The following is a 24,204-nucleotide window of genomic DNA, read 5'->3' as shown; positions in this document are numbered from 1 at the left end:
ATTTAAAACTCCGCGTTCTGGGGCGTTCTGGGGTAGGGGATCACGTCCCTGATATTGCCCATTCCGGTGACAAACTGCACCATGCGCTCAAAGCCAAGGCCAAATCCGCTATGTACCGCCGTACCGAAACGGCGAAGGTCCAAATACCACCAAAGTTCCTTTTCATCAATGTCGAGGGCCTTTATCTTCTGCTGGAGCACATCCAGACGTTCTTCCCTTTGGGAACCTCCCACAATTTCGCCAATGCCGGGGAAAAGCACGTCCATGGCACGCACAGTCTTGCCGTCCTCGTTCAAACGCATATAGAATGCCTTGATGTTGGCCGGGTAATCGAATAGGATCACAGGGCACTTAAAGTGTTTTTCCACCAAATAGCGCTCGTGCTCACTTTGCAGGTCGGCACCCCACTCCTCAATGAGGTATTGGAATTTTTTCTTCTTATTGGGGTTGCTGTTCCTTAAAATATCGATGGCCTCGGTATAGGAAACCCGTTTGAAGTTGTTTTCCACCACAAATTTCAGCTTTTCCAACAAGGTCATTTCCGAACGCTCGTTCTGTGGTTTGGTCTTTTCCTCGTCGGAAAGTCGGCCTTCCAGAAACTCGAGGTCGTCCTTGCAGTGGTCCAAAACATATTGGATGATCCATTTGATGAAATCTTCGGCCAAGTCCATGTTGGCAGCAAGATCGTTGAAGGCCACCTCGGGCTCTATCATCCAAAACTCGGCCAAGTGCCTAGAGGTGTTGGAGTTTTCGGCCCTGAAGGTAGGTCCGAACGTATAGACTTTTCCGAGTGCCATGGCATAGGTTTCGGCCTCCAATTGCCCGGAAACGGTCAGGTTGGTCTCTTTTCCGAAGAAATCCTCGGTAAAATCCACTTCCCCGTTTTCATCCACAGGTGGTTTTTTGGCATCCAAAGTGGAGACCCGGAACATTTCCCCGGCACCTTCGGCATCAGATCCGGTGATGATGGGGGCATGCATGTAATAAAAGCCATTCTGTTGGAAATAGCTATGTATGGCAAACGATAAAGTGGAACGCACTCGCATCACGGCCGAAAAGGTATTGGTGCGCACCCTTAGGTGGGCCTTCTCCCTCAAAAACTCCAACGAGTGTTTCTTGGGCTGTATGGGATAGGTCTCGGGGTCTGCGGTGCCATGCACAAAAATGGCAGTGGCCTGGATTTCCACGGTCTGTCCCTTTCCTTGGCTTTCCACCAATGTGCCTGAAATTTTCAGGGCAGCGCCAGTGGTCACTTGTTTGAGCAATGCTTCGTCGGCATTTTCAAAATCCACTACGCACTGCAGGTTGTGTATGGTAGAGCCGTCGTTCAAGGCAATAAATCGGTTGCTCCTAAATGTTTTTACCCATCCATTTACTTCGACGGAATCTCCTACGGGCTGCTTTGTCAGCAATTCTTTTATGGAATAAGACTTCATTGTAAGGCTATCGTAATTTAGGCGGTAAAGATAGGTTTTTGATGAAAAATGAGGGCATGGAGCGGCTTAATTTATGGCCGTTTCCACTACTATTTCTCTTTGCCGTTGTCCTCGTCCTGTGGTAAAATATCGATCTGCGGTTTTTTGAGCACCTGTTTGTTGGCAATGCTTCTTTCCAAGGAAAGGAGCAGGGAGGGCAGCAGGATCAAATTGGACAGCATGGCGAACAATAGCGTAGCGGATACCAATGCACCCAAGGCCTTGGTGCCCCCAAAACTGGATATGGTGAAGACCGAAAACCCGAAAAAGAGGACGATGGAGGTGTAGAACATGCTCACGCCGGTCTCCCGAAGGGCGGCATAAACCGATTTTTTGATCTGCCAACGGTTGGCAGCCAGTTCCTGACGGTATTTTGCCAGAAAATGGATGGTGTCGTCCACAGAAATACCAAAGGCGATGCTGAACACCAGTATAGTGGACGGTTTTATGGGGACGCCCAAATATCCCATGAGGCCAGCGGTGATGACCAATGGCAAAAGGTTGGGAACCAGGGATATGACGACCATCCGGAACGACCGGAAGAGATAGGCCATAAAAAGGGAGATCAGGCCAATGGCGAGTGCCAATGAAAGCAACAGGTTCTTGACCAGGTATTTGGTTCCTTTTAGGAACAACAATGCTTTTCCGGTCATGAACACATTATACCGATCATCGGGGAAGAGCTTTGTGATGGATTGCTGTATTGTTTTTTCGATTTCCTCCATGCGGTCGATCTTGACATCCTGCATATAGGTGGTAAGGCGTGCGGTTTGCCCTGTACTGTCCACGAAGCTTTTCAGAAGATTGCCATCAGTAGATGATTTTCGAGCCACATCCATGATGAAGGTGTTCTCTTGGTTGGTGGGCAGCTGGTAATATTTGGGGATGCCATTATAAAAGGCCTGCTTGGAATATTTGATCAGGTCCACCACTGAAATAGGCCGGGACAGTTCAGGAATTTCATGGATGACCGAGCCCAATTCGTCCATTCGCTTGAGGGTAGCTGGCTTGAGGACCCCGTTTTTCCGCTCTGTGTCCACCACAATTTCCATGGGCATGATGCCATCAAATTCCTGTTCAAAAAATTGGATGTCCTTATAAAAATGGGTGTCTTTGGGAAGGTCTTCAATCCGGCTCCCGGTGATCCGCATTTGGTAAATACCGATAATGCTAAGAACCAAGATGGCCACTGTGGTCATGTAGACGGCAATTCTGTGGTCCCGGACCATCCGCTCCATCCAGTTCACAAAGAAGTCCATCCATTTCTTGTTCAGGTGCTTCAGGTGTTTGGTCTTTGGAAGCGGCATAAAGCTATAGATGATCGGTATGATCAATAGGGAAAGGATAAAAATCCCCACAATATTGATGGAGGCCACAATGCCAAATTCCCTAAGAAGGTCGCTATCCAAAATGATAAAGGTGGCAAAACCCGATGCCGTGGTGATGTTCGTCATCAATGTGGCGTTCCCGATCTTGGAGATGACCCGCTGTAGGGACAGGGCTTGATTCCCATGTTTGTTTACCTCTTGTTGGTATTTGTTGATGAGGAAAATACAGTTGGGGATGCCGATCACAATGATGAGTGGAGGGATCAGTGCCGTAAGAATCGTCATCTCATACTTCAGCAATCCAAGGATGCCGAAGGCCCACATGACCCCGATGATGACCACGAACATGGATATGAAAGTGGCCCTGAAACTTCTGAAGAAAAAGAAAAAGATAATGGAAGTGACCAAGAGGGCGGCCACGATAAAGATCCCGATTTCGTCCACGATGGACTTGGTGTTCCAGGTTCGGATGTAGGGCATTCCCGAAACGTGGACATCCATTTGGGTCTCCTCCTCAAAACTTTTGACGAGATCGTCCAGATCGTTCAGGATAAATTCGTTCCTGACCGGAGTATCCATAATGTCCTTGTCCAGATAGGCGATGGTCTGTATGGTCCCGCTTTTGGGGTTATAGACCAGATTATCATAAAAAGGAAGTTCATTGAACAAATGGTTCTTCAATGAATCGATCTCTGTCTTGCTGCTGGGTTTTTTCTTCAGGAAAGGTTCCATCACAAAGACCTGCTCGTCATTGTCCTTTACGAGCACCCGAAGGTTTTCCAGGGAAACGACAAAGTCTATCTCGGGAAATGCCTCCAATTGCTTGCTCAGTTTGTTCCACCGATTGAAGTTTTTTGGGGTGAACAGGGCGGTGTCCCTTATGGCCAGGACAATGGCATTGCCCTCTTCGCCAAATATTTTGGTAAAAGATCGGTACTGTATGGTGGCCGGATGGTCATCGGGAAGGATATTGGATTCCGTGTTGGAAAACCGGATGTTCTTCCACTGCAGCGCCAAAAAAACAGTAAAAGCCACAATTCCTAAAAGGATGAGTATCCTGTTGCGGAGAATGATTCGGGAGACCTTGGGCCAAAATCCTTTCATGAGCTTTACTGCCATTTCGGTTTTGTTGGGCGCAAAGGTAAAAAATGATCGGCTGTGTTCCTAAGAAAGCAGCCGATCAAGGAGAAAGTTTTAGACTTTCATGATTTCCGCCTCTTTCACGGAGAGGATGGAGTCCACTTTTTTGCTGTAGGAGTCGGTGAGTTCCTGCACGTCCACTTCCGCATTCTTCAAAAGGTCTTCCGAGATTTCCAATGCCTTGAGCTCCTTGTTGGCCTCTTGTCGGGCACTTCGGATGCTCACTTTGGCATCTTCCGCTTCCGCCTTTGCCTGTTTCACCAATTGTTTCCTGCGCTCTTCGGTCAATGGCGGCACATTGATGATGACCATTTCCCCGTTGTTCATGGGGTTAAACCCCAAATTGGCGTTCATGATGGCATTTTCTATTTCCCCGATAAGGTTCTTTTCCCAAGGCTGCACTGAAATGGTCCTGGCGTCGGGCGTGTTGATGTTCGATACTTGGGATAAGGGAGTCTGCGCGCCGTAATAGTCCACCATTACGGATGACAGCATTATGGGACTGGCCTTTCCGGCACGGATCTTTATAAAGGCCTTTTCCAAGTGGGAAATACTGGCATCCATGCTCTCTTTAGTGCTATCAAGTACAAATTTTACTTCTTCGTCCATGCTCTTAAATTTTTATAACAATATCAAAAATGTGACCATTTTAAACGTTGACCACCGTTCCAATGTTCTCCCCCGATACGATCTTCATCAAATTGCCCTTGGTGTTCATGTCGAAGACCACGATGGGCAATTCGTTTTCTTGGCTCAGTGTGAAGGCGGTGGTGTCCATCACCTTCAAACCTTTTGAAAGTACCTCTTGGAATGAAAGGGAATCAAATTTGGTGGCATTTTTATCTTTTTCAGGGTCGGAAGTGTAGATGCCATCAACACGGGTTCCCTTCAGGATCACATCGGCATTGATTTCGATGGCTCTCAATACAGCAGCGGAATCGGTAGTGAAATATGGGTTTCCTGTTCCTCCTCCAAAAATCACGACCCTACCTTTTTCCAAATGTCGGATGGCCCTTCTTCTGATAAAAGGTTCGGCCACTTCGTTGATCTTGATGGCCGATTGCAAGCGGGTCTGGATGCCTTTGAGTTCCAGGGCACTCTGTAGGGCCAATCCGTTGATCACGGTGGCCAACATGCCCATGTGGTCGCCCTGTACCCGGTCCATTCCTTGACTGGCGCCGGCAAGGCCCCTGAAAATGTTGCCCCCACCAATAACGATGGCCACTTCAATACCCTTGTCCACCACAGCCTTGATCTCATCTGCATATTCGGACAAACGGTCCCCGTCGATTCCGTATTGCTTTTTGCCCATCAAGGCCTCCCCACTCAGTTTTAATAAAATTCTCTTGTAATGCATCAAAGGTTTCTTGAAGTTCGGACAAAAATAATCAAAAAAAATTATGGCAAATCAGTGAAAATGGGATGACCCAAGATACGAATGGATAAAAATCCATACATTCTGTAACCTTTTTCAAAAACAACGGTATATCCTACAACAACCAAAAAAACAATTCATTGCAAACACTGACCGATAATGTCTTGATGCTGAAAGTGAAGAGTGGCGACTTGGACAAGTTGGGCCTGCTCTATGAACGGCATAAGAAAAGGCTCTTTGGATTTTTCTATAATATGGGCAACAACCCATCCATCAGTGAAGATTTGGTGCAAAATGTGTTTGTGAGGATCTTGAAGTACCGACACTCCTTCACGGGAGAGGGCCCTTTCACGGCATGGATGTTCAGCATGGCCCGCAACGTGGGCAATGATCATTATAAGAAAATTTCTCGCGAAGGAGTTTCGAGAGGGATAGCCCCGGAGCAGGTGGATAAAGGAACAGGGGATTATTTGAATGAGACCATGGACCAGGAAGGGAATGCGCAAATGCTTACCAAGGCATTGGGTCTTCTGCCTTCTGAAAAAAGAGAAATATTGCTGCTGAGCAAATACAGGGAACTGAAGTTCCAAGAGATCGGTGAGATCTTGGGCTGTTCCGAAGGCGCGGCGAAGGTCAGGGTACACCGGGCATTAAAGGATTTGAAAACGATTTTTTTACAATTGGAAACGAGATGATGGACGAAAAGTTTGAAATATGGGCCATGGACTATATGTCCGGAAACCTTTCAGAAAGCGAAGCGAAGGAATTTGAATTTTTCTTGGAAGGGCATGGGGAGTATCGTGAAAAGTACGATGACCTATTGAAAGCTTGGGAGCTATTGCAGGCTATCCAAACCCCTGAGCCTTCGGAAAGTATGGACGAGGCCTTTTTTACCATGCTATCCTCCGAAATGGAAAAGAAGGAAGACAAGGCGCCCAAACAAAGTGTTATATCCATGCTTTCCGGGATTTTAAGGCCACAATGGGCCATTGGAATTTTTCTGCTCATGATCGGGTTGGGTGTCGGGTATTTTTTTAGGCCCGAAGTGGAACCGATTCCTACGCAAATCATGGCAGCGAACAACGAGACCGAGGAAGTGCGTCAAAAGTTGGTGCTGACCCTGTTGGACCAACCATCGGCAAACCAACGATTGCAAGGCGTGAGCGAAGCCAATAAGTTTGAGAATGCCGATGATATTGTGATCAGGGCGCTTTTAAAAACGCTCAATAGTGATCCCAACGTAAACGTAAGGCTGGCCGCGATAGAATCCTTGACCAATTATGTGGACAAGCCTGAGGTTAGGCAAGGTTTGGTGCAATCCATCCCGAACCAGGAGTCACCCATTTTACAGATAACCTTGGCCAATTTGATGGTGGCCCTTCAGGAAAAGGCATCCATAGAACCCTTCAAGCAGTTATTGAAGCAAAAACAGTTGGATACCACGGTCAAAAAACGAATCGAAAGGAGTATTGAATCCATCATATAGTTTATTTATCAATCTGCCCTTTGGGCGCAAATCAAATTACGAACAGTCTAATTTTTTAAAATGATGAAACGGTTAATTATTATGTCATGTCTGTCCTTGGGAGTGGGCATGTTGGGTGCCACGGCACAGAAAAAGGAGTTCAAGGAGGTCATCCGAAAAAGTGTCCCCCTTGCCAATGATGTCAACAACACTTTGGTTGTGAAAAACGTATTCGGTTCCGTGAACGTGGAAGGATACAACGGAAACGAAGTGGTGCTGGAGGTGGAACGAATTATTTCTGCCAAAAACTCGGAAGACCTGGAATTGGGAAAAAAGGAACTGCAACTCCAAGTCATTGCGGAAAGCAATCGGGTCATTCTTCATCCCGATGCTCCCTACATCGAATTTGAAAAAGACAAGTTGAGGTACAATTGGTGCAACAACAACGAGGATGTTCCCTATGAACACAAGTTGAATTTTACCTTGAAGGTGCCGAACTCGGTCAAGATCAATGTAAGCACGGTCAATGATGGGGATATTTTGGTCAAGAACACAAACGGGGAGTCCGTGGAAGCTGACAATATCAACGGAGGTATTTCCCTGAACAACATTTCAGGAAAGACCAAGGTAAGCTGTATCAATGGGGATGTGGATATTTCGTATGCCCGCAATCCGAAGGTGGCCTCTCGCTATTATGCTTTGAACGGGGATATCATTATTTCATACCAGCAATCACTTTCGGCCAACATCTCGTTCAAAAGTATGAACGGGGAAATGTTCACGGACTTTGACATCAACAAACAATTTGTGAAGACCAGTAAAAATGAAGGTGATGGCGACAAGCCCAAATTCAAGTTTGAATCCAGGCCCGTTGTCCAGATTGGAAGCGGTCAAGTGGAATTTGATTTTGAAACCTTGAACGGGAATGTATTCATCAAAAAAATATAAAGTCATGAAGAAGATCAAAACTATAGCTGTTGTCACCCTTGTATTGATTACGGGTGTGTTGTCCGCACAGGACAAGGAAATCGATTTATTTACCATTCCGTTGAGCACTCCCGGACAATCCGGAAAATTGGTTCTTGATCAGATCAGTGGGTCCATTACCGTAACCGGGTATGAGGGCAAGGAAGTTATTGCAAAGGTTTCGGTTTCGGGGGATAAGAAGTCTTCCAACAACGAGAAGAATGGCATGAAACGTATTGGCAATTCTGGGCTCAACATCAGTGCCGAGGAGAAAGGCAACGAGGTCAGGATCCAAAATGAGATGTGGAGCAGAAAGGCTGATTTTGAGATCAAGGTTCCTTATAATTTTGCCTTAAAATTAAGTACGGTAAATGATGGCGATATTTTGGTGCAAGGAGTTACGGGTGATTTGGAGATCAATAATGTGAACGGGGCTATTTCACTCCTAAATGTGGAAGGTGCGGTCATTGCCTATACCACCAATGGGCCAGTGAAGGTCGATTTTAAAAAGATGGGCAATATGACGGATATGGCTTTTAGCAGTTTCAATGGAAATGTGGAGGTAACCTTCCCGAGAAGTATAAAGGCAAATGTGAAGGCCAAATCGGATATGGGCGATGTTTATACCGATTTTGATATGGCCCTTTCAGAGAACAAGCCTGAAATGGACAAAAAGCAAACTTCTGGCAGTTATAAGGTGAAATTGGAACAATGGGTCAGGGGCAAGATCAATGGTGGCGGTCCCGAACTATTGTTCAAGACCTTTAACGGTGACATCATGATCAAGTCAAAGTAATGAGGAAAAATCCAAGCATAAAAAAGGCCCCATTTTAATGGGGCCTTTTTTTATTTGAATGGTACGGGATTATCCCAATGCTACTCTTTTGAAACCGGTAACGGTCAAGTTGCTGTCAACAGATTTTACATACTGGGCAACGCTAACTTTGCTGTCCTTGATGAAATCTTGGTTGACCAAGGTGTTGTCCTTGAAGAAACGGTTCAATTTACCTTTGGCGATGTTGTCCAACATAGCTTCTGGCTTTCCTTCTTGGCGCAATTGCTCTTTTGCGATCTCGATTTCCTTATCGATGATGGACTGATCTACGCCTTCTTCGTTAAGGGCAACAGGGTTCATTGCAGCAGCTTGCATGGCTACATCTTTGGCAGCTTCGGCAGCACCGTCAACATTGGCGGACAAACCTACCAATGTAGCGATCTTGTTTCCGGCGTGGATGTAAGATCCTACGAAAGGGGCGCTCAATTTCTCGAAGCTTCCGATCTCGATTTTTTCACCGATCACACCGGTCTGCTCTGTCAATTTATCCGCAACGGTCATGCCACTGAAAGGAGCGGCAAGAAAAGCTTCCTTGTTGTCGAAACCTAGTGCAAGATCGGCCAAATCGTTGGCCAAGGTCACAAAGCTTTCGTTTTTGGCAACGAAGTCGGTTTCGCAGTTCAATGAAATAACCACACCTTGGGTGCTGCCGGCATTCACTTTTGCTATGGCAGCACCTTCAGAGGATTCCCTGTCAGCTCTGTTGGCGGCTACTTTCTGTCCTTTTTTGCGCAGGATCTCGATTGCTTTTTCAAAATCGCCATCGGCCTCGACCAAAGCTTTTTTGCAATCCATCATCCCAGCTCCGGTGGTCTGTCTTAGTTTATTTACTTCTGCGGCGGTAATCTGTGCCATTTTTCTATGCTTTTTTAAAAATTTATGTAAAGTAAAACACTATTAAAGTGTTTTGTTTTAGGACAATGTTAAATCAAGGTTGGTTTATTCAACGCCTCCCTTAACACTGTCTTGCCATTCTTTCAATTCGTCCCACTTTCCTTCAGCGGCCATTTTGGCTTGCTTGGGCCAAGAAGTTGGATCCAAGTGGGCCATGGTGGAGCTGGCGTCGGTCAAGATTTCCTTGATGTCATCAGCAGACGTTTCAGAAAGCTTGGCGAAGGTGGATACCCCAGCTTCAACCAATGCTTCGGCTGCTTTTGGGCCAATGCCTTCCACTTTGGTCAAGTCATCTGTTTTTGCCTTTTCAGCTTTAACTTCTTTTTGTGCTGGCTTCACTTCTTTGGCCACGGGCTTTGATTTTTTGGACGGTTTTTCATCGTCCTCATCCTCATCGACCATAACAGCTTTAGTGGTCACGTCATCTTCATCTTCATCTTCTTTGTCGTTGGCCTTGTCATTTTTACGCTCGGACAAACCTTCGGCCACAGCTTTGGTCACTTCTTCCAAAATGGCCTCGATGGATTTTCCGGCGTCATCGTTGGCAGGGATTACGAAGTCGATGGGTCTTGGGTCGGAGTTGGTATCGACCATCGCGAAAATAGGGATGTTCAATTTCAACGCTTCCTTGACGGCAATGTGCTCACGCATGGTGTCAACGATGAAAAGTGCACCTGGCAAACGGGTCATGTCTGCAATGGAACCCAAGTTTTTGTCCAGTTTGGCACGCAAACGGTCCACTTGCAATCTTTCTTTTTTGGAAAGGGTGTCAAAGGTCCCGTCTTTTTTCATTCGGTCGATAGCGGCCATTTTCTTGACAGCTTTACGGATGGTGACAAAGTTGGTCAACATACCACCGGGCCATCTTTCTGTGATGTAGGGCATGTTCACTTTGGATACCTTGTCGGCAACGATGTCCTTGGCTTGTTTTTTGGTGGCCACAAAAAGGATTTTTCGTCCAGAGGCCGCAATTTTCTTAAGGGCCTCGTTGGCTTCCTCAAGTTTTGCTACAGTTTTGTAGAGATTGATGACGTGGATACCGTTTCGCTCCATGTAGATGTAGGGAGCCATGTTGGGATTCCACTTTCGTGTTAGGTGTCCAAAATGCACACCTGCTTCCAGTAAGTCTTTTACTTCAATTTTACTTGCCATTTTTTTGTACTTAGTTTACGTTCCGTTGTAGTAGCAATGAACTGGTGGTCACTTTTAGGTTTGCCCAATCCATTTAGATGCTAAACTAAATTCCAAAAAGTCGATTCATTTTTTCCTTTTGGAACAACGACAACTTGGTTAAAAATTTAACCCTGAAAATGGTTTTCAGGGTTTTCAATGAACTTATATAGAGGTGCCAAGGCACCGCAATATTAACGTTTGGAGAATTGGAATTTCTTACGGGCTTTCTTCTGACCGAATTTCTTTCTTTCCACCATTCTTGGGTCCCTTGTCAAAAGACCTTCTGGTTTCAGGACTTCCCTGTTCTCAGCATTGATCTCGCACATGGCCCTGGACAATGCCAAGCGAACCGCTTCTGCCTGTCCGGTGATTCCACCACCATATACATTGACCTTCACATCATAGTTTCCTTCGGTCTCGGTAAGGGTGAAAGGTTGTTTTACCTTGTACTGCAAGGTGGCAGTGCTAAAGTAATCGCCAAGGTCCCTTTTATTTACGGTTATGTTTCCAGAACCTTCGGAGACATATACTCTGGCCACCGCGGTCTTTCTTCTTCCTATCTTATGAACCACTTCCATTTATTTGTAGTCGTTTAAGTTTATTGCCTTTGGTTTTTGCGCTTCCTGTCCGTGCTCGGCACCCACATAAACCTTTAGGTTTCTGTAGATTTCAGCACCAAGTTTGTTCTTTGGCAACATTCCCTTCACGGAGTTTTCGATAATGCGCTCAGGATGTTTCTTCAATACTTCTTTTGCGGTAGCGGAACGCTGTCCACCGGGATACCCGGTATATCTCAAATACACTTTGTCATCCCATTTGTTGCCGGTCAAGTTCACCTTCTCGGCATTGATGACTATTACATTGTCCCCACAATCCACATGGGGAGTAAAGTTGGTCTTGTATTTCCCCCTAAGCAATTTGGCCACTTTTGATGCCAATCTTCCCAAGTTCTGCCCCTCTGCATCAACCAATAACCATTGCTTGTCAACGGTAGATTTATTGGCGGAAATAGTCTTATAACTTAATGTGTCCACTTCTAGAATATTATTGATTTGAATACCTATCCCGATAAACGGGCTGCAAATGTACAATTATTAGATTGAATTACAAACGGTTGATTGGGAATATTTTTTCGCCTTTTTTCTTTTTTTCATCTTCCCGATAAAATCAGCGTAAACATCACTTTTTAAACGTTAAAAAAAACTTAAAGATTGGAGGTGCTGTAACTAACCCATTTTAACGTGGTCTTTAGGGTAATCAGACCAATCAATAAACGAACAAGTGAAATACATACCTTTTATTTTACTCATCCTTCTCACTTTCCAACTTGAAGCGCAAGACACCACCAATGTGGTCCCCAAGAAAATTTATGTGACCAAGGGTCTGGGCAGTGAAACCCCACCAACGATCAATGGCCTTTTGGACGACCCGGCATGGAACCTTGTGGATTGGGCCGGGGATTATATTGAATGGCAACCCGATGAGAATACTCCACCGAGCCATCAGACCAAATTCAAGATTATATATGATACCAAAAATCTATACATAGGTGTACGTTGTCTGGACACGGAACCGGACAAGATCGTAAGGAGATTGTCCCGAAGGGATGGCTTTGAGGGCGATTGGGTAGAGTTCAATATCGATAGTTATTTTGACAAACGGACCGCTTTTTCCTTTACCATAACAGCTGCTGGCGTGAAAGGCGATGAATTTGTTTCCAATAACGGCAACAATTGGGACCCCAGTTGGAACCCGATCTGGTATGCAAAGACCCATATTGATGAAGAGGGCTGGACGGCAGAGATACGGATTCCCCTGAGCCAGTTGAAGTTTGGAAAGGCCGAGAGCCAAGTATGGGGGCTTCAATCCACCAGAAGGTATTTTAGGAACGAAGAGCGTTCGGTCTGGCAACGAAAACCTGTGGATCAACCCGGTTGGGTGAGCGAATTTGGCGAACTGCACGGATTGAAGAACATCGAGCCACAGAAACAATTGGAGATCCAACCCTACACCGTTGCCAAAATGGAAACGTATGAGGCTGAGGAGGGCAACCCTTTCAAGGATGGCAGTGAGAGTGACATAACCGGCGGACTCGATGCTAAAATTGGAATCACCAACGACCTTACCTTGGACCTGACCGTGAATCCGGATTTTGGACAAGTGGATGCTGATCCCTCGGCCATTGCTTTGGATGGGTTTCAAATATTTTTTCAGGAAAGACGCCCATTTTTTGTGGAGAACAAGAACATCTTCGATTTCAGTGTTTCGCAATCGGAGGCGGGCAATACCTTTGGTTCCGACAATGTTTTTTATTCCAGGCGCATAGGCAGGAGCCCACAGGCCTATCCCAACACCGTCGATGGCGAGTTTGTAGATCAGCCCGACAATACCCCGATCATTGGGGCGGCAAAGTTCAGCGGAAAGACCAAGAACGGCTGGGCCATAGGCGTTCTGGAAAGTGTGACTTCCCAACGACAGGCCACCATTATTGATGGAAGCGATAATAGGAGAAAAGAAGTGGTGGAACCGCTGACCAACTATTTTGTGGGCCGACTGCAGAAAGATTTCAATGATCGTAATTCCTATATCGGTGGCATCTTTACGGCCACCAATCGGGAAAACCTGCCCGAATCGCTACAATTTTTGCATAGTTCCGCTTACACCGGAGGTTTGGATTTCAAGCACCAGTGGAACAACAGGGATTGGTATGTGGGCGGGAATGTCACCCTCAGCCATGTGCAGGGCAGCGAGGAGGCCATCGAGAATACGCAGAGATCCATAGCCCATTTGTTCAACAGGGTGGATGCGGATTATCTCTCCGTGGATAGTACGCGAACCTCTTTGTCGGGAACAGGGGGCAATGTGCAAATAGGTAAGATCGGTAATGGGCATTGGCGGTTCGAGTCGGGGGGTACCTGGCGTTCCCCGGAACTGGAACTCAACGATATCGGGTTTCAACGCCAGGCCGATGACATCCGCCACTATACCTGGATAGGCTATCAGACCCTGAAACCGGACAGTACCTTTAGGCGAGTGGGCATCAATTACAACCACTGGACCGCCTGGGACTTTGGGGGGAACCATAATTATTTGCAGTTCAACACCAATAGCTGGCAAAACTGGAAGAACAATTACCAGACCAATATTGGATTCAACTATGCTCCCATCGAATATTCCAATTTTGCATTGAGGGGCGGGCCGAGGTTGAGACAATCCCCCTGGATGAGCTTTTGGAACAATATCCAGACCGATAGTAGGAAGAAGATACAATTCTCATTTTACCATGAAGGTAGAAAAGCCGTGGACAATTCCTTTAAATCGTATTATATGGAAGGAGGATTTGTCTATCAGCCCATCAATGCATTGAGGGTGTCTGCCTTCCCGTCGTTGGGCATCAATCATGATAAACTCCAGTTCATTGATAATTTGGATGATGTGAACGGTTCCACGAGGTACTTCAACGGTGAGATAGACCAACGCACCCTGAGCATGTCCGTTCGGTTGAACTATACCATCAATCCCAACCTGACCATCCAGTATTGGGGGCAACCTTTTATTTCACGGGGGAGGTATTCCAATTTTAAACATATTGCCGATGCTACGGCCAAGCGGTTTGAGGACAGATTTGTACAATATGGGGCCGATCAGACCACTTTGAGTGATGGCGTGTATGCCATTGACGAGGATTTGGACAACGTTGCGGACTTTAGTTTTGGAAACCCTGATTTTTCCTTTGTGCAGTTTCGTTCCAATTTGGTGGTCCGATGGGAGTACATACCCGGTTCCGAGATATTCTTGGTCTGGTCGCAGGATGTGTCCCGAAGTGGCGACCCTACCGATGGACTGTTGCCCAGTTTGGGGGACAATATTTTTGGACAGAAGCCCCAGAATATCTTTTTGGTGAAGGCAACCTATCGGTTTGTGCTTTGATGCAACTGTCATTCCAAACGGATGCTGAGCCCAGTCGTGGCACCATGTGGAATCCACGGTTGGAACACGTCAACCTGAACTTGTTTCAGGTTCTCACTGGCAATGCAATGCTGAACCATCTCGAAAACTATCGGGGGCAGCATGACGATTATACACCCATTATTTTCCATATCGCTTTAATGCAAGCTTCATTCGCTTCAGCGTCACCTATGGTGATACGAACTTTCCCCGGAGCACCAAATTGCGAAACGGGCCGAACCATAATACCCTCTTCCATTAGTTTATCCGTGAATTCCATTTCGGGCAATGGAGGGTCAATGATAAAAAAGTTGGCCTGACTGGGCCAGTATTTGATGCCGATGCGGTCAAACTCCTGGGCAAGATATGCTCTACCATCGAGAACCGTCTGAACTGTTTTCTCGATAAACTCCGAATCATTCAAGGCTCCGATGCCCGCTTCGATGGACGTCAAGGGGAGCAAGAACGGTTTTTGGATCAACCGGATATAGTTGGCAATGGTAGCGGTGGTGTAGGCATACCCGATACGCTGACCTGCCAAACCGTAGGTTTTGGAAAAACTGTTCAAACCAAGCACATTGTGTCCCGCCAAAACATAGGGTAGGGCGGTGACATAATCCTCCGCATCCGCAAAGTGACGATAGACTTCATCAAAAACGATGAGAATGTTCTTGGGCACCCGTTCCAAAAAGTCGTCCATTACGGGTTTGGGAATATAGGTGCCCGTTGGGTTGTTCGGGCTGGTGAGAAAAATGACCTTGGTACGCTCCGTGATGGCGTTCAAAATCCCTTCCACATCCAAATCGTAGTTGGGGGATAGCAAAGGAATGTCAATGGTCTTGGCTCCATACCATCGGGAAAAAACGGAATACGGCAAAAAGCAGGGATTGGAATAGATCACCTCGTCTCCTTCGTTGATAAAGGCCCTCAAAATAATATCGATGATTTCCGAACCGCTATTGCCGCACAAAAATTGGTCAGCACTTAGTTTTCCATCAAAATCCTTCACCAAGGCTTCCCGAAGGCGGATGTCGGTTTGGTCGGGGTAGATGTCGATATGCTCCAAAGCGGCTTTCATAGCGGCAACCGCTTTGGGTGATGCGCCCAGCGGGTTCTCGTTGGAGGACAGTTTATGGATTTTTTTATCGGAAGGCGGAATGTTCTTTCCTCCTTTATAGACCTCTTTGGGTTCTAAATGGGCCTTAAAGATGGATTCGATGTTTTTTTTCATTTTTTATTTAAACTTTGACTTAGCTCAATTCTTTGTTGTAGAATTATCTTCTATTTTCTTCAGATAGATAAGTTTTCCTAAAAATTCTTCTTCTTTTAATACCAATTCTGAGTCAGTGATTTCAACAATGGAATAAGTAAAGCGGGAAATTTTCAGTGTATCTTGTTTTAAAGTATAACTCGTTTCTATTCTTCCCTCACCATTATTAAAATAAGAATAGACTCTGTCTAAAAAAATCAACTCTAATCTGACGGTATATGGTAAACCATTAAAAGTTATATCACTTCCATCGCCTCCATCCAAATCCGTTTTCTTAAAAGCCTCCCATTGCCCAAACAAAAGAGTTATATTTTTTTTCTTCTCTGTGTCATTCATCTGAGAAAAACTATTCAATGAAATAAATAGAATGAATAGAAAGACAGGGTAGTAGCTAATTTTCATGCAATTCCTTTATTTTAACTTTTACAAACCCTCAGCAAACAACAACAACGCCATCGCCTTTTCCGTATCCCCGGCTTCCAAAAGCTGCTGGGCCAAGGTATGGAGTTCCCTTTGGGAAAGCGTATCCACGCCATCGGCTTTTACGATTTTTTCGACTTCGGATGCAGAGGGCAGGCTTTCCACATTGCCCAATCGTCCCAAATTGTTTCCGGTAAGTACCTCGCTTTCGCGTATGCCCTTTGGCAAGGCATCCACCCCAATACCATGGGTGCGGAGTGGTTTCGGAATTTCAAACAACGAATCCTTGATGGCCCGGATGTACCAATTGCCTCCCATACGGCCCACGAGGTCCAATTTTTCGGTATCCAGAATGCCATCGGTAAAATAGGCATCGTCCACATGGATGAGTTCCACTTTGGCGATGATGAGGTTGCCCGCTCCCGGAGTTTGGGCCAATTCAATAACTTCCATAACAGAACATTCAAAGGAAACGGGGGATTCCGCCACGCGGGGAGGTCTTACCTTTTCACTGGGCACTTCGGTAAATCCCGCCTTTTGAAATTCGTTTACTCCTTTGGCATAGGCCGTGCTGGAAAGCGACATCTGTTCTGCCATGTTGTGGTTCACAATATTGATGACCACTTCGGGGACTTCCAATACATTTTCATGGGTATGCTTCAAGGAGTTGTCCCTGCCGCTTCGCGATGGCGAAAAAATCATGATGGGTGGATTGGAACTGAACACATTGAAAAAACTGAACGGGCTCAGGTTCACGTTCCCATCCTTGTCGATGGTACTGGCAAAGCAGATGGGCCTTGGGGCCACCGCCGTGAGCAAAATGCTATGCAGTTCGGGCTGGCTTACTTGGGTTGGGTCTACGGTTTTGATCATGGTTTGTTTCTTGTCATATCGAGCGCAGTCGAGATATGGTATAACTCTCAGGTAACATTTCAGCTGTTCCTTCGACTGCGCTCAGGATGACAGCTCAATGTTCATCTAAAGTGAAATTTATTTCGCAGGAAGCACTTTCGTGGAAACTTCCCCGAATCCGACCCTAATATCGCCATTTTGGGCGAAACCGCGTAAGGTCACCGTATCCCCATCGTTGATGAATTTACGTTCCGAACCGTCTTTCATCTTCACAGGTTTGGTCCCCATCCAGGCAAGCTCCAACATGGAGCCAAAGGAATCATCCTCCTTGCCCGAAATGGTTCCCGAAGCCATCATATCACCCACATGGATGTTACAGCCGTTCACGGTGTGGTGTGCCAATTGCTGGGCCATGTTCCAGTACATGTACTTGAAATTACTGCGGCAAACCGTGGTTTCTTCGCTCCCTTCGGGCGTAATGCCCACTTCCAAGTTGATGTTGTAATTTTTCTCACCCTCATAAGCCAAATACGGCAATACTTTAGGTTCTTGTGTGGGCCCTGCCACTTTGAAAGGATTCAATGCCTCCAGGGTCACCACCCATGGCGAGATGGAAGAGGCAAAGTTCTTCGCCAAAAAGGGTCCAAGCGGTACATATTCCCATTTTTGGATGTCTCGGGCAGACCAATCGTTGAACAATACCAAGCCAAAAATGTAATCCTCGGCATCTTCGGTGGAGACGGATTCCCCCAACTGGGTGTCCTTGCCGCAGATAAAACCCATTTCCAGTTCAAAATCCAACCGCTGCGTGGGCCCGAAAACCGGGGCATCCGCATTGTTGGGCAAGGTCTGTCCCTTGGGTCGATGGATGGGCTGCCCACTCACAATAATTGAACTTGCCCTGCCATGATATCCCACAGGAATATGTTTCCAGTTGGGCAAAAGGGCATTTTCAGGGTCGCGGAACATTTTTCCCACATTGGTGGCGTGTTCTATGCTGGAATAGAAATCGGTATAGTCGCCCACTGAAACGGGCATGTGCATTTGGGCTTCGGATTGCTTTACAAAAAGTTCCGGTTTTCCGGCCAAAACGGAATTCTCATCCTTCAGCCAATGTTGGATTTTTTTTCGCACTCGACTGGTGATTTCCTTCCCGAGGGAAATAAAATCATTGAGGGTGTCTTTTTCCAACACGGCAGTGTTGAATTCGAACACATCGAGTTCGGCCACGGCAGCCAGGTCGAGAATATGCTCGCCAACGGCCACGCCCACACGTGGGCTTCTGTCTTCGGTGGAAAAAATCCCGAAGGGGATGTTATGGATGGAAAAGTCTGAGTTTTCTGGGATGTTTATGATCATGAATGTGTTTTTATGTCAGTTCGAGCGCAGTCGAGAGCAATAAAAAGCCTTCATTTCTCGACTGCGCTCGAAAAGACAGAAGGCATTGGTCTTTAATGATTACTCCAACCACGACTTGTAATACTTGCCATCGTCAATTTTTAGGGCATTTTCGGTGATTTTCAACGGTTTGAAGGTATCGATCATCACGGCCAATTCTTCCGTACTCTTTTTACCGATACTGGCCTCATAGGTACCAGGATGCGGCCCGTGTGGAATACCTGCCGGATGCAACGAAATGTATCCTGGGCCAATCCCGGTGCGGCTCATGAAATCGCCATCCACATAATACAACACCTCATCCGAGTCTATATTCGAATGGTTATAGGGGGCCGGAATGGCTTTGGGATGGTAGTCGTACAACCTTGGGCAGAACGAACAGATGACAAAGGCACTCGTTTCAAACGTTTGGTGTACCGGTGGCGGTTGGTGCACACGGCCCGTGATGGGTTCAAAATTGTGGATGGAAAACCCGTAGGGGAAATTATATCCGTCCCAACCGATTACGTCAAAAGGATGACTGGCATACACCAATTCGTGCAGCATGCCCTGCTTTTTGATCTTCATCAAAAATTCCCCTTTCTCATCAAAGGTCTGAAGGTCTTGCGGCAATTTATAGTCCCGTTCGCAATAGGGGGAATGCTCCAACAACTGCCCAAACCAGTTTCGGTAGCGCTTTGGGGTGTAAATGGGATGAAAGGATTCCGCATACAGGATGCGGTTGTCCTCTGTATCAAATTCGATTTGATAGATCATCCCGCGCGGAATGATGAGGTAATCCCCATATTCAAACGGGATGTTGCCCAAAAAGGTTTTCAAGGTTCCCGATCCTTTGTGGATGAAGAGCATCTCATCGGCATCGGCGTTCTTGTAAAAATAATCCGTGATGGATTTTTTAGGCGCGGCCAAGCCAATGTGCACATCGTTGTTCACCAAAAGAGGCTCATGGGCTTCCAAAAAATCATCCTTGGGCTGAACATCGAACCCGATAAGCTTTCTGCTGGTGATGTTCTTTTCCACCGCAATTTTGGGCGATACGTCAATGGCCTTTCCAATTTCCTTCACCTGCGTGGGGCGATGGACGTGATAGGACAGGGACGACATGCCATCGAAACCAATGGTGCCGAAAAGCTGCTCATAATACAGCCCTCCGTTCGGTTTTTCGAACTGGGTATGCCGTTTATGCGGAATTTTCCCGAGTTTGTGATATATGGGCATTTTTTATCAGTTTAGAGTTCGGAGTTTAGAGTTAAAAGTTAATAAGATTCATAACTCCTAACTCATCACTCATAACATATTAATGCAAAGTGCCTCTTAGCTCCTGCTCGCGCTCAATGGCCTCGAACAGTGCCTTAAAGTTACCTTTTCCAAACGATTGTGCGCCTTTTCTTTGGATAATTTCGAAGAACATCGTGGGTCTGGGTTCAACTGGTTTGGTGAAAATCTGAAGTAGATAGCCTTCGTCATCACGGTCCACCAAGATGCCCAGTTCCTTCAATGGGGCAATGTCCTCATCGATTTCACCCACACGGTCGGTCACGGCATCGTAATAGGTGTTGGGCACACGAAGGAATTCCACCCCACGGCTCTTGAGGTCACGCACGGTTTGGATAATGTTGTCCGTGGCAACAGCAATGTGTTGTACACCTTCACCCTCATAAAAATCGAGGTATTCTTCCACCTGTGATTTTTTCTTTCCTTCGGCAGGTTCGTTGATGGGGAATTTGATGCGTCCGTTCCCGTTGCTCATCACCTTGCTCATCAGGGCGGTGTAATCGGTGGAAATGTCCTTATCGTCAAACGAAAGAATATTTTTGAATCCCAATACATCTTCATAAAAACCTACCCAATGGTCCATTTGGTTCCAACCCACGTTGCCCACCATATGGTCCACAAACTTCAATCCAGTGGGAGCGGGGTTGTAATCCGGTGTCTCCCATTTTTTGAAACCGGGCAGGAAAGTTCCGTTATAATCCTTGCGTTCCACAAAAATGTGGACGGTTTCACCATAGGTGTAAATGCCTGACCGCACCACTTTTCCGTGGGCATCTTCCTCAACTTTGGGTTCCATATAGGATTTGGCCCCTCTTTCCATGGCTGCGTTGTAGGCATAGGTGGCATCGTCCACCCAAAGGGCCACGACCTTCACACCATCACCGTGCTTGTCGATATGCTTCCCAATCTCGGTACCACTTTTTAGGGGAGAGGTGAGCACCAAGCGGATCTTGTCCTGGACTACCACGTAACTTTCCCGATCCTTCAAGCCGGTTTCAAGCCCCGCCTGTGCCAAGGACTGGAACCCAAAAGCGGTCTTGTAAAAATGGGCGGCCTGTTTGGAGTTGCCCACATACAATTCCACATAGTCCGTGCCGTTGATGGGCATGAAATCCTGTTCGGTATCCTTTTGCGTCTTTGGAAGTGTTGATGTCGCCATGTTCGTTATGATTTAGTTGTTTAATTAAATTGTTGCATTAACAACAAAAATAAGTAATTTTAAGTCACTATAACGTTTTCAGGATTAAAATTTAGGTTAAAGTTTCTGTCTTTACCCTGCACTGGGACAAGGGCATGAAAAACGGAATCCCTATTTTTGTGGCAATTAGTTTTGGAATGCTCAACCGGATTGACGAAATACAGGGGATAGGGCTGCACTTGGACTTGGTGCTCCGTAAGATTCAAAAAGCCTATTTGCGGGCCTTTGATGAATTGGGGGTTGAAGTGACCATTGAGCAGTGGGTGATCCTGCACCAGATCTACGAACTGGGTGACGGGGCGAGCCAGCGGGAGATCGTAAAGGGCAACTTCCGTAACCGTGCCACCATTTCCAGGGTGATTGGCGGGTTGGAGCGCAAGGGGTGGATTGCCAAGACCCGGTTCGAGGGCGACCAAAAACGTTATAAACTGGAACTGACCGAGCAGGGGAGGAAAATCATTGAACTGACCTTGCCCAGCGCGCTAGCTTTAAGAAAACTGGCCGTAAAAAATATCGATCCCGTGGAGTTCGAGACCTTTTTAAGGGTCTTGGACCAAATGGGGGATAATTACGAGGGGAACTGACCCCAGTGTTCCACCGTCAACTGGATTAGGGTGGCCAGACCGATGATCAAGATAAAAATAAGGCTCAACCTTCTGAATTTTTCCTGCGGGATGTAGGCCAAGATTTTCTTGCCCAAATACGTGCCCACAAAACCAATGACCAATAAAAAAGGGAGGTAGGTTAATTCCTGTTTTCCGATATAGCCGTTGTCGTAGTACACAAAGGTGCGTGAGAAATCGATCATGAAATCGATAAACGCAGAAGTGGCGATGAACGCATTTTTCTCCAGATTGAAGGCGGCCATCGTCAGGCCACGGATGGCACCGCCCGTACCCAGAAGCCCTGCGGAGAACCCGGAAAGTGTGCCCCCGATCATGGCGTTCTTCTTACTGGGGAGCACCACAATTTCACTTTTTATGAGGAACAGCAAGCTGAAGATCACCAAAAAAATTCCCAAGATTATTTCCAGGGCGCCGCTGTCTACCATTTTCGACAAAAAACCACCGATCACCACGAACAGCACGGAAGGTACACCGATGTAGAGCAACAGTTTTTTGTCCAGCCCTTTTTTGAACAGGAATATTTTACTGATGTTGCTGGAGAGGTGGAAAATGGCCGTCATCCCCAGAACGGAGTAAAAATCAAAATAAAAATTTCCCAAGGGCACAAAGAAGACCGATGACCCAAAACCGCCAATGGTGCCAATGACCTCGGCCACCAAGGCCAGTATCAGGAATAGGACGTTGATTTTCATTCAATGATTTTACGGAAAGAAAAGATAGTCTTTTTAGCAGAGCCAAAAACTGATATTCTACCATCTCTTTGTTTTTGATGGGAGTTTGGGGTGTTGCAGGGTATATGGCGAATCGATTGGAATGCCCCTTTTTTCATATTTATGTCATTTTAACCTAACGAAATCTTAAAATTGGCATTCCAGGGTAATGCAGCATATAAACTGGTCAATTTATTGGACGCGTAACCTATTGGTTTGCTGCAACTTTGTACCCGTATAACCCAAAATATACGCGCTATGAAAAAAACGAACTTTTATCCCACGATATGGTCCACCGTACCTTTTGCCCCCAATGCCATTGGTGATTGGTATGCAGAGGAACGGGCCGTGAAGGAATTGATATTGAAAAACGAGGCCGCCACATCGCTGAAGGTTTCGGAAATGTTGTTGAACATCACGAAGTTCTCGGCCATTGATGAACATGGTAAGGAGCATTTCATCGTGGATTTTCCAGGCCAGAACCCGGTTTCCCTAAAGGGAATCCCTTCTGGGACCTTTCTACGCTCCAAGAGCGTACTCACCCTTCCCGAAGGGAAATACACCAAACTTCGGTTTTATCTGGCAGGCTGGGGCAACCAGTTTGTGTATCAGGACGGGGTGGAGGAATCTGCCAACGCCTTTGAGCGATTGGATTTCACCATTGAAGATGGTTTCCAAATGGAAGGTGGTGAGGCCACTGAAGTAAAATTGTGGTTCGACTTTGCTCCATTTGAGTGGAAGCGACACTTTAAACCGCTAACGGATCTGTTTATACGGAGCAAAAGCCCAAGACCACGATTGGCCAATAGTTTTGGCAATTAAATTGCAATGAAGAAGAATGGAAAAGGCACCCAATTGGGTGCCTTTTTTGGTTTTGGTGGGTTATTTGGAAAGTGCTACGTGGTTTCCGTTATAGAAATTGGCCAGGATGGATTCCAGCTCTTCCTTGCCGCCGATGATATCCTCTATCTTGCCCCAAAGCCCTTCGTCAAGAATGGAGCGCAAGGGCTGTTGCAGTTGGGTGATGTTGCCGAACACCTTTTTGATCTTACTGTCCCAGACCTTGTAGTATTTCAAAAGGTCGTCGGGGTACACCACTTTTCGGCGGGTGCCCTCGTCGGCTGCCCTAAAGGGCATGGGAATGTTCAGGTAGCCATAGTCGTCCGTGAGCTGCTCCCCGGGCTGGATGTCGCGGATGGCAATCTCAAAATCGTAGGCCGTGGTGAGGCAATTGGAGTTGAAACTGTGGTTCACGTAGCGCCCGTTGTCCCAACAGAGGATGTAGTTGCCCTTGTTGTTCCGAAAGGTGTAGGTGTCCAGAATGTTTTGGTAGATGGGGGCCATGCGTTGCAGTTCCAAAGGGGTAAACTCGCGGTCCAGTTCGTCGAGCACCCAGGTAATGGTCCCTGCGGGAATGAATTTGGTGGCGACGACGCCGTAGCCAATTTCGTTGCTGATAAAGCGCAATTCTGTATCGGGATGGATCATTTTATACGTAATGAATTTTCGAATGAAGGTATAAAATTGTTCAATCCGTTGATGAAAAATTTAAAGAGGTTAATGATTTGAATTTCAATTAATTGAAAAATGAAATTTGAAAATGGGGACGATGTTTTATTCGGAAGTTAGGTCAATTTAGGCCTGTCAGTAGATGGTTTTGATTGTTAAAAAAAGGAAAGGGTATTTAATGGTTTTCTTAATGGGTTATAGTTTTGTTCTTTTCATATAACTGGTTCACCCTTGGCTGAATGATCCAGACTCCAACAAAATAGAACCACAAAAGAAAAAATTCACCTATAAAATCCCCAAGACCGACTTTTCTTTTGAATTCAACAGTTTTTAGGGTTTTCGCAGCA

General features: G+C 46.3%; 23 protein-coding genes. 7 read left to right on the top strand and 16 right to left on the bottom strand.

What is annotated here, in order from left to right; translation table 11 throughout:
- Positions 1–2: 2 nt before the first annotated feature.
- The 4 genes from asnS to pyrH all read right to left on the bottom strand — a co-directional run bounded on the left by asnS (position 3) and on the right by pyrH (position 5,300).
- Entirely contained in the window at positions 3–1,436 is a 1,434-nt protein-coding gene (gene asnS / locus FOT42_RS07345) for an asparagine--tRNA ligase (protein WP_151889921.1), read from the bottom strand.
- 89 nt (positions 1,437–1,525) lie between these two features.
- On the bottom strand, positions 1,526–3,922 hold the full coding sequence (locus tag FOT42_RS07340) for an efflux RND transporter permease subunit (RefSeq protein ID WP_151889920.1): 2,397 nt from the start codon (positions 3,920–3,922) through the stop codon (positions 1,526–1,528).
- 75 nt (positions 3,923–3,997) lie between these two features.
- Positions 3,998–4,552 carry a ribosome recycling factor gene (gene frr / locus FOT42_RS07335; protein ID WP_151889919.1) on the bottom strand — a complete coding sequence of 185 codons (555 nt, stop codon included), beginning with the start codon at positions 4,550–4,552 and terminating at the stop codon, positions 3,998–4,000.
- A 40-nt stretch (positions 4,553–4,592) separates the two neighbouring features.
- Positions 4,593–5,300 carry a UMP kinase gene (gene pyrH, locus FOT42_RS07330; protein ID WP_151889918.1) on the bottom strand — a complete coding sequence of 236 codons (708 nt, stop codon included), beginning with the start codon at positions 5,298–5,300 and terminating at the stop codon, positions 4,593–4,595.
- Positions 5,301–5,458: 158 nt separating this feature from the next.
- On the opposite strand from pyrH, the gene FOT42_RS07325 reads away from it, so the two are divergent.
- From FOT42_RS07325 to FOT42_RS07310, 4 genes are read left to right on the top strand one after another with little or no spacing between them, the layout of a single operon-like run.
- Positions 5,459–6,013 (top strand): RNA polymerase sigma factor, encoded by a 555-nt coding sequence (locus FOT42_RS07325; RefSeq protein WP_226789824.1) that lies wholly within the window; start codon positions 5,459–5,461, stop codon positions 6,011–6,013.
- Positions 6,010–6,804 carry a HEAT repeat domain-containing protein gene (locus tag FOT42_RS07320; protein ID WP_151889917.1) on the top strand — a complete coding sequence of 265 codons (795 nt, stop codon included), beginning with the start codon at positions 6,010–6,012 and terminating at the stop codon, positions 6,802–6,804. The genes FOT42_RS07325 and FOT42_RS07320 overlap by 4 nt, the downstream gene beginning before the upstream one ends.
- Positions 6,805–6,864: 60 nt before the next feature.
- Positions 6,865–7,731 carry a DUF4097 family beta strand repeat-containing protein gene (locus FOT42_RS07315; RefSeq protein ID WP_151889916.1) on the top strand — a complete coding sequence of 289 codons (867 nt, stop codon included), beginning with the start codon at positions 6,865–6,867 and terminating at the stop codon, positions 7,729–7,731.
- A gap of 4 nt (positions 7,732–7,735) precedes the next feature.
- Entirely contained in the window at positions 7,736–8,545 is an 810-nt protein-coding gene (locus FOT42_RS07310) for a DUF4097 family beta strand repeat-containing protein (protein WP_151889915.1), read from the top strand.
- 69 nt (positions 8,546–8,614) lie between these two features.
- Here FOT42_RS07310 and tsf read toward each other — a convergent pair whose 3' ends face one another.
- From tsf to rplM, 4 genes are all read right to left on the bottom strand, one after another.
- On the bottom strand, positions 8,615–9,439 hold the full coding sequence (gene tsf, locus FOT42_RS07305; RefSeq protein ID WP_151889914.1) for a translation elongation factor Ts: 825 nt from the start codon (positions 9,437–9,439) through the stop codon (positions 8,615–8,617).
- 84 nt (positions 9,440–9,523) lie between these two features.
- Positions 9,524–10,630: a 30S ribosomal protein S2 gene (gene rpsB / locus FOT42_RS07300; protein ID WP_151889913.1), complete on the bottom strand. Its 1,107-nt coding sequence runs from the start codon at positions 10,628–10,630 to the stop codon at positions 9,524–9,526.
- A gap of 212 nt (positions 10,631–10,842) precedes the next feature.
- Positions 10,843–11,229, bottom strand: a complete 387-nt coding sequence (gene rpsI / locus FOT42_RS07295) for a 30S ribosomal protein S9 (protein WP_108424948.1) — start codon at positions 11,227–11,229, stop codon at positions 10,843–10,845.
- A complete protein-coding gene (gene rplM / locus FOT42_RS07290) occupies positions 11,230–11,685 on the bottom strand; it encodes a 50S ribosomal protein L13 (RefSeq protein WP_151889912.1) in 456 nt (151 codons plus the stop codon).
- Between the two features lie 247 nt (positions 11,686–11,932).
- Here rplM and FOT42_RS07285 point away from each other — a divergent pair, with 247 nt between their 5' ends.
- Positions 11,933–14,581 (top strand): DUF5916 domain-containing protein, encoded by a 2,649-nt coding sequence (locus tag FOT42_RS07285; protein WP_151889911.1) that lies wholly within the window; start codon positions 11,933–11,935, stop codon positions 14,579–14,581.
- 148 nt (positions 14,582–14,729) lie between these two features.
- Here the strand turns inward: FOT42_RS07285 and FOT42_RS07280 are convergent, their stop codons facing one another.
- The 6 genes from FOT42_RS07280 to hppD form a co-directional block, all read right to left on the bottom strand.
- Positions 14,730–15,830 (bottom strand): pyridoxal phosphate-dependent aminotransferase, encoded by a 1,101-nt coding sequence (locus FOT42_RS07280; RefSeq protein ID WP_151889910.1) that lies wholly within the window; start codon positions 15,828–15,830, stop codon positions 14,730–14,732.
- Positions 15,831–15,854: 24 nt separating this feature from the next.
- Positions 15,855–16,271 (bottom strand): hypothetical protein, encoded by a 417-nt coding sequence (locus FOT42_RS07275; protein ID WP_151889909.1) that lies wholly within the window; start codon positions 16,269–16,271, stop codon positions 15,855–15,857.
- A 21-nt stretch (positions 16,272–16,292) separates the two neighbouring features.
- Complete coding sequence (locus tag FOT42_RS07270) at positions 16,293–17,162, bottom strand: flavin reductase family protein (RefSeq protein ID WP_151889908.1); 870 nt, start codon at positions 17,160–17,162, stop codon at positions 16,293–16,295.
- Between the two features lie 117 nt (positions 17,163–17,279).
- Positions 17,280–18,500 (bottom strand): fumarylacetoacetase, encoded by a 1,221-nt coding sequence (gene fahA, locus FOT42_RS07265; RefSeq protein WP_151889907.1) that lies wholly within the window; start codon positions 18,498–18,500, stop codon positions 17,280–17,282.
- 99 nt (positions 18,501–18,599) lie between these two features.
- Positions 18,600–19,757: a homogentisate 1,2-dioxygenase gene (locus tag FOT42_RS07260; RefSeq protein WP_151889906.1), complete on the bottom strand. Its 1,158-nt coding sequence runs from the start codon at positions 19,755–19,757 to the stop codon at positions 18,600–18,602.
- Between the two features lie 79 nt (positions 19,758–19,836).
- Positions 19,837–20,973, bottom strand: a complete 1,137-nt coding sequence (gene hppD / locus FOT42_RS07255; RefSeq protein WP_151889905.1) for a 4-hydroxyphenylpyruvate dioxygenase — start codon at positions 20,971–20,973, stop codon at positions 19,837–19,839.
- A 176-nt stretch (positions 20,974–21,149) separates the two neighbouring features.
- Here hppD and FOT42_RS07250 point away from each other — a divergent pair, with 176 nt between their 5' ends.
- Positions 21,150–21,596: a MarR family winged helix-turn-helix transcriptional regulator gene (locus FOT42_RS07250; RefSeq protein ID WP_151889904.1), complete on the top strand. Its 447-nt coding sequence runs from the start codon at positions 21,150–21,152 to the stop codon at positions 21,594–21,596.
- Here FOT42_RS07250 and FOT42_RS07245 read toward each other — a convergent pair.
- Positions 21,581–22,330, bottom strand: a complete 750-nt coding sequence (locus FOT42_RS07245; RefSeq protein WP_151889903.1) for a sulfite exporter TauE/SafE family protein — start codon at positions 22,328–22,330, stop codon at positions 21,581–21,583. The genes FOT42_RS07250 and FOT42_RS07245 overlap by 16 nt on opposite strands.
- A 276-nt stretch (positions 22,331–22,606) precedes the next feature.
- Between FOT42_RS07245 and FOT42_RS07240 the strand changes: the two genes are divergently transcribed.
- The gene (locus FOT42_RS07240) at positions 22,607–23,170 is read left to right on the top strand and encodes a hypothetical protein (protein ID WP_151889902.1); all 564 of its coding nucleotides are present in this window, start codon (positions 22,607–22,609) and stop codon (positions 23,168–23,170) included.
- A gap of 60 nt (positions 23,171–23,230) precedes the next feature.
- Here the strand turns inward: FOT42_RS07240 and FOT42_RS07235 are convergent, their stop codons facing one another.
- A complete protein-coding gene (locus tag FOT42_RS07235) occupies positions 23,231–23,836 on the bottom strand; it encodes an SET domain-containing protein (protein WP_151889901.1) in 606 nt (201 codons plus the stop codon).
- Positions 23,837–24,204: the final 368 nt, after the last annotated feature.

Source organism: Flagellimonas hadalis (assembly GCF_007785775.2).
Taxonomy (GTDB): Bacteria; Bacteroidota; Bacteroidia; order Flavobacteriales; family Flavobacteriaceae; genus Flagellimonas; species Flagellimonas hadalis.
The sequence above is the reverse complement of the archived record's forward strand: the minus strand, read 5'-3'. Positions and strand labels throughout refer to the sequence as shown.